The organism is Actinomycetota bacterium (assembly GCA_030776725.1).
Lineage (GTDB): Bacteria > Actinomycetota > Nitriliruptoria > Nitriliruptorales > JAHWKO01 > JAHWKW01.
Map to the genome: position 1 here is coordinate 1 of JALYHG010000042.1, position 6,659 is coordinate 6,659.

8 protein-coding genes are annotated in these 6,659 nt (G+C 70.8%); 3 read left to right on the plus strand and 5 right to left on the minus strand.

Annotated features, from left to right (window positions below; genetic code table 11):
- Positions 1 to 51 precede the first annotated feature (51 nt).
- The 3 genes from M3N57_01595 to ilvA form a co-directional block, all read right to left on the minus strand.
- Positions 52 to 423, minus strand: a complete 372-nt coding sequence (locus tag M3N57_01595) for a type II toxin-antitoxin system VapC family toxin (GenBank protein MDP9021398.1) — start codon at positions 421 to 423, stop codon at positions 52 to 54.
- A gap of 5 nt (positions 424 to 428) precedes the next feature.
- Positions 429 to 698, minus strand: coding sequence for an antitoxin (locus M3N57_01600; GenBank protein ID MDP9021399.1), 270 nt, complete (start codon positions 696 to 698; stop codon positions 429 to 431).
- Between the two features lie 242 nt (positions 699 to 940).
- Positions 941 to 2,158, minus strand: coding sequence for a threonine ammonia-lyase (ilvA, locus tag M3N57_01605; GenBank protein ID MDP9021400.1), 1,218 nt, complete (start codon positions 2,156 to 2,158; stop codon positions 941 to 943).
- Between the two features lie 71 nt (positions 2,159 to 2,229).
- On the opposite strand from ilvA, the gene M3N57_01610 reads away from it, so the two are divergent.
- The 3 genes from M3N57_01610 (at position 2,230) to M3N57_01620 (ending at position 4,366) form a co-directional block, all read left to right on the plus strand.
- Entirely contained in the window at positions 2,230 to 3,621 is a 1,392-nt protein-coding gene (locus tag M3N57_01610; protein ID MDP9021401.1) for a class II fumarate hydratase, read from the plus strand.
- Between the two features lie 118 nt (positions 3,622 to 3,739).
- Entirely contained in the window at positions 3,740 to 3,889 is a 150-nt protein-coding gene (locus M3N57_01615; GenBank protein ID MDP9021402.1) for a hypothetical protein, read from the plus strand.
- Positions 3,890 to 3,967: 78 nt separating this feature from the next.
- Positions 3,968 to 4,366 carry an arsenate reductase ArsC gene (locus tag M3N57_01620; protein ID MDP9021403.1) on the plus strand — a complete coding sequence of 133 codons (399 nt, stop codon included), beginning with the start codon at positions 3,968 to 3,970 and terminating at the stop codon, positions 4,364 to 4,366.
- 36 nt (positions 4,367 to 4,402) lie between these two features.
- On the opposite strand, the gene M3N57_01625 is transcribed toward M3N57_01620, so the two are convergent.
- Together M3N57_01625 and M3N57_01630 are read right to left on the minus strand one after the other, a co-directional pair.
- Positions 4,403 to 5,560 carry an FIST C-terminal domain-containing protein gene (locus M3N57_01625; protein MDP9021404.1) on the minus strand — a complete coding sequence of 386 codons (1,158 nt, stop codon included), beginning with the start codon at positions 5,558 to 5,560 and terminating at the stop codon, positions 4,403 to 4,405.
- A 407-nt stretch (positions 5,561 to 5,967) separates the two neighbouring features.
- Positions 5,968 to 6,659 (minus strand): succinate--CoA ligase subunit alpha (locus M3N57_01630; protein MDP9021405.1); only part of this gene is annotated, 692 nt, incomplete at its 5' end.

A 6,659-nucleotide genomic window follows, 5' to 3' on the forward strand; every position in this document is an offset into this window, starting at 1 on the left:
AGACGACTCCCCGCACGCCCGGTCAGTCGCGGACGGCTCGCCAGGTCGTGGTTACCCGGCGAACGCGGCGGCCAGCTGGCGGTCGAACGTGAGCAGATCTACGACCCCACGCCGGACACAGACAGCAAGGTGGAGGAGATCGCGGGCTCCGAGGCCTGGGTGCCGCCGTACGAGGTGCCGCGCGTCGGCGACGTCCCGCCCTTCGATGGGCCAGATGGTTGCAAGATCCGTCGCCAGGCGCAGAGCCGCATCCAGCGTTCGAAGCCGGCGGACCGGCAGGTACGCGTGCATCAGCTCCTGTAGGACCTCCGCGGACGTCGCCAGCGGCCGACGGTCCTCGACGTGGTCGATCAGTAGGGCACGAGCCTCGTGCTGGAGAGGATGGGGTCTCCCGACCGCGTACATGAAGATGTTGGTGTCCACGAACGTCACGGCCGTGGCAGCCCGGAGCCGCGTGACTGGGCGATCACCTCCAGGTGCTGATCCCAATCTGGTTCCCGGCCGGTTTCACGCTCGTCACACCCGGTGAAGAACCGCTCGAGGTCTTCGCGTGTGCGGAGCTCAGCCGGTTGGCTGCGGGCCAGCCGCTCCCGTCCAGCCTCCCGCAACCACTCCGACAGCGATCGTCCTTCGGCCTCTGCCTGGGTGCGGAAGGCCTCCCGTTCGGGCTCGTCAACGATGACCTGGATCCTCGGCATGTGCAATATGGTAGCTCATGTGTACATCCAGTGTGTAACGCCAGGATGCGGCCGTAACGCGGCCAGGACGCGGCGCATCGCCGGGTCACCGTGGCAGGTGATGGCCCGGAACGGTGCGGCGGCCCAGTCGGTGCCAGACCCGATGTCCATCATGTCCCTCGCTCACGCTCCGAGAAGGAGGATGCCAACAGAAGCTGAGAGGAAGCTGAGGGATCGGCTGAGGATGAGCTGAGGATGCGGCCTCAGACGCGTTCGAACGGGTAGTCGGCCGCGAGCATCCGCTGGCGGATCGCCTCGACGTGGTCGGGGCCGCGGGTCTCGAGCTCCAGGACCACCTCGACCTCTTCCATCCGCAGGCGCCGCAGGAACCGGTGGTGTTCGACCGCCACGACGTTGGCGCGTTCTTCGGCGAGGAGGCCCAGCAGCCGGTGCAGCTCACCGGGTCGGTCCGCCACGCGCGTGCGGATCGCCACGAAGCGGCCTTCGGCGGTCAGCCCTGACGTGACCAGGTGCTGCAGCAGCAGCGGGTCGATGTTCCCTCCCGACAGGACCGCCACGATCGGGGGCCGCAGGTCACAGGCGCCCGTCAAGATGGCGGCCACGCCCACCGCACCGGCCGGTTCGACCACCAGCTTGGCGCGTTCCAGGAGCAGGACCAGTGCGCGGGCGATCACGTCGTCGTCGACCGTCACGACCTCGTCGACGAGGGCCTGGACGTGAGCGAGGGTGAGCTCGCCGGGACGTCTCACCGCGATGCCGTCCGCGATCGTGTCGCAGCCGGGCGCGTCGCGCGGTTCGCCGGCGGCCAGCGACGGCGGGAAGGACGCGGCCCCAGCCGCCTGCACCCCGACCACGCGGACCGCCGGGGCCGTGTCCTTGATCGCCACCGCGATCCCCGAGCACAGCCCCCCGCCGCCCACAGGCACCACGATCGTCCCGCCGCCCCGCAGCGTCGGGATCTGATCGAGCAGCTCCAAGCCCAGCGTGCCCTGGCCGGCGATGATGTCGCGGTGGTTGAACGGGTGGACGAACACCTTCCCCGCTCCCCACGCGTGATCGAGCGCCGCGTCCAGTGCCTCGTCGAACGACGACCCCACCAACCGGACGTCCGCCCCGTGACCGGCTGTGGCCTCCACCTTGGGCAGCGGCGCCTCACGCGGCATGAACACCGTGGCGTCGACGCCCTGCAGGTTCGCGGCGAGCGCGACTCCCTGCGCGTGGTTCCCAGCCGACGCACACACCACGCCGCGGGCGCGCTCCTCGTCGGTGAGGCGGCAGATGAAGGTGTAGGCGCCCCGCAGCTTGAACGATCCGGTTCGCTGCAGGTTCTCACACTTGAGCAGCACCTCGGCGTCGACCGCCTGCGACAGGGCACGCGACGGTTCGATCGGTGTGGCCTGGACGACGGAGGCGACGAGCGACGCCGCGGCCGTCACCTCGGCTGCCGACACCAGTTCCACGCGCACCCCCTCGTCCGGGAGCCTACGAGCGTCCGTACGCTACGGGTCCAGCGATGGCACGGGAGGCAGCGATGGCTGATGCCGTCCGAACCGCCAGGGACACGATGGGGGAGATGCAGCTCCCGGCTCACGCACTGTGGGGCGCACAGACGCAACGCGCGGTCGAGAACTTCCCGGTCTCGGGCCAGCGTGTGCCCGCCGAGGTGGTGCGTGCGCTGGCCCTCGTCAAGTGGGCGGCAGCCACAGCGAACCAGGAGATCGGGGTGGTCGACCCCGACCTCGCCGATGCGATCCGGCGTGCGGCCGACGAGGTCATCGACGGCGGGCACGACGACCAGTTCCCGGTCGACGTCTTCCAGACGGGTTCCGGCACCTCGACCAACATGAACGTCAACGAGGTGCTGGCCAACCGTGCGGGCGTGCTCCTCGGTGATGAGGTCGGGGCGTCGCGGGTCCACCCCAACGACGACGTGAACGCCAGCCAGTCGTCCAACGACGCCTTCCCGTCCGCTGTCCACATCGCCGTCGCGCAGCTGGTCACCGATCAGCTGCTCCCTGCGCTCGCTCACCTCCATGGCACGTTGACGGGGAAGGCCGAACAGTGGGCCGATGTCGTCAAGCCGGGCCGCACCCACCTGATGGACGCCACGCCCGTGACACTCGGCCAGGAGTTCGGCGGCTACGCACGGCAGGTGCAGCTAGGAGCCGGGCGCGTGCAGCGTGCCCTCGAGTCCGTTGTCGAGCTGCCGCTGGGAGGGACGGCTGTCGGGACCGGTCTCAACGCCCCGTCGGGGTTCGCCACCCGGGCGATCGAGCTGATCGCGGAGCGCACCGGCCTGCCGTTCCGGGAGGCCGAGGACCACTTCGAGCAGCAGGGCGCAAGGGACGCGCTGGTGGACCTGTCCGCGGCTCTGCGCTCGGTGGCGGTGAGCCTGTTCAAGATCGCCAACGACGTGCGGTGGCTGTCGTCGGGGCCGCGGACCGGTCTCTACGAGCTGAAGCTGCCGGCCGTGCAGCCGGGCTCGTCGATCATGCCCGGCAAGGTCAACCCGGTGATCCCCGAGTCGGTCCGGCAGGTGGCTGCGCAGGTGATCGGGAACGACGCTGCTGTGACCGTCGGCGGGCTGGCCGGCGAGCTCGAGCTCAACGTGATGATCCCGGTGATGGCCCGAAACGTGGTCGAGTCGATCCGGTTGCTGGCCGCGGTCAGCCGCCTTTTCGCCGACCGCTGCGTGATCGGGGCGGAGGCGACCGACCGGGGTCCGCGCTACGCCGAGCAGTCCCTGATGGCGGTCACGGCGCTGGCCCCGGAGATCGGGTACGAGCGTGCCGCGGCCCTGGCCAAACGGGCGATGGAGGAGGACCGCACCCTCCGCGACGTCGCGATGGACGAAGGGGTGGACACCGCACTCCTCGACCGGGTGCTCGACCACCGTCGGCAGGCGGCCGGTGGCGTGCTGTGAGCGTCCGGGCCGGTCACGCGACGTGCGACGCGATGTTCGCGTGACCCGAACCTGGTGTTAACGGGGCCGTAACGCCCCGCCCGTAGCGTCGTAGGGGACTCCGGGCGGGAGGTGGTCGATGACCAAGGACGAGCTGCGGGACGAGCTGCTGGCGCGGGCGTTCCTCTTCGATGACCCGCTCACGTACGCTGCTGGGGTCGAGGATGCGTTGGCTGCGGCAGTGTCCAACCTCGACGTGGGTGAGGCCGGACGAGCTCAACCGACGTAAGCGGTCATCCTCGTCGTCGTCGCGCGGCTGCCAGCGGACCACCGTGCGACCGGGCGCGGTCACCCGGCGAGAGGGACCATGGACGACGTGCCCCAGGTCCTGTTCGTGTGCGTCCAGAACGCCGGTCGGAGCCAGATGGCTGCGGCACTGCTGCGCCACCACGCTGTCGGGCGGGTCCGTGTGCTGTCCGCGGGTTCCGCGCCGGCCGACGCCGTCCACGACAACGTCCGAGCGGTGATCGACGAGTGGGGCATCGACCTGTCCGAGGCGACACCGGCGGCCCTGAGTGACGAGTTCGTCGAGACGTCGGATGTCGTGGTCACCATGGGGTGCGGTGACGCCTGCCCGATCCACCCCGGCACCCGGTACCTCGACTGGGACGTCCCCGATCCTGCGGGGCGGTCACTGGAGGAGACGCGGGTGATCCGCGACGACATCGATCGCCGCGTTCGCGCTCTCCTCACCGAGCTCGTCTGAACGCCAGCGTCCGGTGAGGTCCGGGCGGCGGGTCGGTCATCGCTCGTCGTGGAAGACGGCCAGCGACGCGGTGAAGCCATGCAGGAAGCTGCGCGGTCCGACGGGTCCGATCTCCCCGGCGCAGAACGCCCCGCCGAGGTGGTCGGTGAGGGCGTCGGCGACCGTGCGTGCATCGTGGTCGGGTTCGCCGAAGAACCGCCGACCGCGGCCGTTACAGGTGAACAGCAGGGCCCCCGCGGTCGGGCTGGTGCGATCGGCGCGCGACACAGCAGCGAGGAGGTCGTCGTGCGCGCTGGCCGCGTCGCGCACCTGGAACTGGATCGTCTGTCCGGCCGCGACGTGGTCGCCGACGGCGATCGCCCCGGTGTCCTCGTCGGCGCCGATCACCCCACGGATGAGGAAGTCACCGGTCTCGAAGTGGTCGCGGTACTCGTCGGCGACCAGCCCGACGTGCAGACCGTGCTGCATCAGGGCCCGATCCTCGGAGGGAACCTCCGCGAAGATCTGCCGCAGGCGTTCCATCGCGGGGGCGCCGCCGAGCTCGAAAACGACGTTGCCTTCTGCCCGTGTCACCACGAACGGGTCGCCGACCGGCCGACACCCTTGCGACACGACCACCTCCACGGGGACCCCGGACAGCGTCACGCCGACCGCCCCGTCGGTGTGGATCTCGGCGCTGTCGCGACCGGCGAGGAGCAGCCGCCCAGGAGCGTGCCCGGGCGTCAACAGGCCACCGACGATGCGGTGCCCGGGCCGGGTACGCCCGAGGTGCGCGATGACGTCCGCGGCCGGGTAGCTGTGGGGGTCAGCCAGCACGATCGTGACGTCATCCTCGCCGGTGTCGGGCCACCCGAGGACCGCGACGTCGCCGGTGTCGACCCGTCCGACAGCGCTGCGGAAGGGGCGGACCTCGCCGCCCTCCCACGCGGCGGCCCACACCGACACGGCCGGACCATCCTCGATCTCGGTCCCGGGCCCGACGACGCCCTGCGCGACCCCTGCGATCAGCGCCTCGGGCTCCAGTCGCGCCCGCACAGCCGCCGCGATCGCGGCGAGGCCATCGACGTGCGCTGGAGATGCGAACACCACCGCGAGCCGGCACCCGTCTGCGAGTGGCTGCGCGGCGGCGTCGGCCGCCTCCGCGGCAGCCAGACCGGCCTCACCGGTCCGGCTGGTGGCGGCTCCGACCTGCATGTGGCGACCTCCCGACCCGTCAGGAGACGGTACGACGCCGGGTCATCGCCGGCCACCCACGGCGGTGTGCGCACAGCGCACAGCGAGGACGCCACGGGCACGCTCAGGTGTGCGGCTGCGTTGTACCAGGTGACGGCGGCGAGTCTCTCGTCGCCTCCCCGTGGGCCCTTCATCACGCCGGAGCCCCACCCGGCCGGCCCGCGGGAAACGGTCGCCGTCGCCCCACGGCGGCCGTGCGCCGGTCGACGCCGTGCCCCCGCGCGTCCCGGCGTGACAGAAGCCCCGCCCCTCAAAGGGCGGGGCTTCTCTCGTACCGCCGGCTTGCTGGACTCGGTCTCGTCGCGGCAACGCCGGCCGTCACGGGAGTCCCCCCCGTGTGTCCGTGCGAGTGCCCGCGTTGCTCAGCTTCAGCCGCGTTCGGACAGTCGCTCGATCATGAGGCTGGCGGCCTCTGACGGGTTGGTCGCCACCGCGATCCCGAGGCTCTCGAGGATGTCCTTCTTCTCGGCCGCGGTTTCGCCCCCGCCGCCGCCTTCGCGCACGATCGCCCCAGCGTGGCCCATCTGCTTGCCTGCGGGCGCCTCGAACCCCGCGATGTAGGCCACCACCGGTGTGTCGGGGATGTGCTCGGCGATCCAACGCCCCGCCTGCTGCTCGTCGGTCCCGCCGATCTCGCCGACGAAGACGATCGCGTGGGTGTCGGGGTCGTCGGCGAACAGGCGGATGATGTCCAAGAAGTTGGACCCCACAGCCGGGTCGCCCCCGATGCCGACACACGTGGAGATCCCCAGGCCCCCTTGCGCCAGCTCGTGCATGATCTGGTAGGTGAGCGTTCCCGAGCGCGACACCAGTCCCACCGTCCCGGGCCCGGCGATGTTGGCCGGGATGATGCCCACGTTGGCCTTCCCGGGGCTGATAAGACCCGGGCAGTTCGGCCCGATGAGGCGCACGCCACCCCGGCGTACCACCCGGTCGTACACCACGGTCATGTCGTGCACCGGCACGCCTTCGGTGATCACCACGATGGTGCTGATGCCGGCTTCGTAGGCCTCCAGGATCGCGTCCATGGCGAACGGTGCGGGAACCATGATCATCGAGG

Excerpts from the sequence above, each read along its gene's own strand:
- M3N57_01600 (MDP9021399.1), bottom strand. The coding sequence starts at position 698 with ATGCCGAGGATCCAGGTCATCGTTGACGAGCCCGAACGGGAGGCCTTC.
- M3N57_01610 (MDP9021401.1), top strand. The coding sequence starts at position 2,230 with ATGGCTGATGCCGTCCGAACCGCCAGGGACACGATGGGGGAGATGCAG.
- M3N57_01615 (MDP9021402.1), top strand. The coding sequence starts at position 3,740 with ATGACCAAGGACGAGCTGCGGGACGAGCTGCTGGCGCGGGCGTTCCTC.
- M3N57_01620 (MDP9021403.1), top strand. The coding sequence starts at position 3,968 with ATGGACGACGTGCCCCAGGTCCTGTTCGTGTGCGTCCAGAACGCCGGT.
- M3N57_01625 (MDP9021404.1), bottom strand. The coding sequence starts at position 5,560 with ATGCAGGTCGGAGCCGCCACCAGCCGGACCGGTGAGGCCGGTCTGGCT.